This is a genomic window from Hydrogenophaga sp., assembly GCF_041633695.1.
Classification (GTDB): Bacteria; Pseudomonadota; Gammaproteobacteria; order Burkholderiales; family Burkholderiaceae_C; genus Hydrogenophaga.
In genome coordinates this window covers 1-1,997 of sequence record NZ_JBFJMY010000624.1, presented here as the reverse complement: position 1 = coordinate 1,997, position 1,997 = coordinate 1, and the positions used below count along the sequence as shown (strand labels likewise).

Below are 1,997 nucleotides of genomic sequence, written 5' to 3'. Positions count from 1 at the left end.
GACAGGCTCAGCCCGAACGATTTTTTGTTTTTGAAAACGAAGCCGCCCAAGCAGTGGCATGCAGAGGGGCCGCTGCTAAATCTCCACCTTCGAACCCAGTTCGATCACCGCGTTGTTCGGCAGCTTCAGGAATTCGGCTGCTGCACCCGCGTTGTGGTGCATCTGGGCAAAGAGCTTTTCGCGCCAGGGCGCCATGCCGCTGCCCAGGGTGGGGGTGACCACGTCGCGCGACAGAAAGTAGCTGGTGGTCATGCTGCCCAGTTCGCAGCCGTGGCCTCGCATCAGCTGCAATGCCTTGGGCACGTCGGGGTCGTTCTTGAAGCCGTAGTGGATGGACACGGCCCAGCAGTCGCGGCCCAGCGGCTCGATCTGCAGGCGCTTGTCCAGCCCGATCCAGGGCACCTCGTGGTTGCGCACCGTGACGAACAGGTTTTGTTCGTGCAACACCTTGTTGTGTTTGAGGTTGTGCAGCAAGGCATTGGGCACCCGCCCCGCTTCGGCACTCAGAAACACCGCCGTGCCCGCCACCCGCACCGGCGGGCTCACGAACACCGCGTCCAGAAAACTGGCCAGATCCAGCGCCTCATCCTGCTGCGCCTGCGACATCAGGCCACGGCCCCGCTTCCAGGTCATCATCAGGGTAAAGACCACGCCGCCGATCATGAGCGGGAACCAGCCACCGGCAAAGAGCTTGAGCAGGTTGGAGCTGAAAAAGGCCAGATCGACCATGAAGAACACGCTGGTGGAGGCCAGACACAGCCACAGCGGGTAACCCCAGCCGTAGCGGATGACGAAGAAGGTGAGCACGGTGGTGATCAACATGTCCAGCGTGACCGCGATGCCGTAGGCCGCCGCCAGATTGCTCGACGAGCGGAACATCACCACCGCCAGCACGATGGCCACGAACAGGCTCCAGTTGACGAAAGGCAGATAGACCTGCCCAGTTTCGCGCACGCTGGTGTGGCGGATGTTCAGGCGCGGCAGGTAACCCAGCTGTATGGCCTGCTTGGTCACGCTGAACGCGCCGGTGATCAGCGCCTGCGACGCGATCACCGTGGCCAGGGTGGCCAGGCCCACCAGCGGCAGCAGCACCCAGGGCGGAGCCATGCGAAAGAACGGGTTGACCACCGCATCGGGCTGCGCCAGCAGCAGCGCGCCCTGGCCAAAATAATTGAGCGTGAGCGCGGGCATGACCACAAAGAACCAGGCTAGCCGGATCGGCCGTTTACCAAAATGCCCGAGATCGGCGTACAGCGCTTCGGCACCGGTCACGCACAGCACCACCGCGCCCAGGATGATGAAAGCGATGCCCGGCTGCTGCCAGACAAACCGCAGCGCGTGGTGCGGGCTGAGCGCCCCCAGAATTTCGGGATGGTTGGCGATCTGCAGCACGCCCAGCACCGCGATGGTGGCGAACCAGATCAGCGTGAGCGGGCCGAAATAGCGGCCAATGCCGCTGGTGCCGCGCTTTTGCAGCGCAAACAGCACAAACAGCACCACCAGCGTGAGCGGCACCACCAGGCCACGGAAATGCGGCGAAATCACCTCCAGACCTTCGACCGCCGACAGCACCGAAATCGCAGGGGTGATGACGCCGTCGCCATAAAACAGCGAAGCCCCAAAAATGCCGACCACCAGCAGAACTTTGCGCAGCTCGGGCTTGTCTTTCACCGCCTGCGAGGCCAGGGCCAGCATGGCGATCAAGCCGCCCTCGCCCGCGTTGTCGGCGCGCAGCACCAACACCACGTACTTCAGCGAAACAATGACCGTCAGCGTCCAGAACAGGATCGACAGCACCCCGTAGACGTTGGCGTGGGTGAAGGGCACATGGCCGGACCCGAAAACCTCTTTGACCGCATACAGCACGCTGGTACCGATGTCGCCATAAACCACGCCGATGGCGCCCAGGGTGAGCGTGGCGGTAGACGATTTGGATGCGGACACAAAAAAGCCCCACACGCAGGGTGCCGGGGTTCAAAGTCGAGAAGAGTCCGATT

Annotated in this window: 1 protein-coding gene; it reads right to left on the bottom strand. The window is 62.8% G+C overall.

What is annotated here, in order from left to right:
* Positions 1-75 precede the first annotated feature (75 nt).
* Complete coding sequence (locus ABYB95_RS22515) at positions 76-1,944, bottom strand: potassium transporter Kup (protein WP_372662261.1); 1,869 nt, start codon at positions 1,942-1,944, stop codon at positions 76-78.
* Between the last annotated feature and the right edge of the window lie 53 nt (positions 1,945-1,997).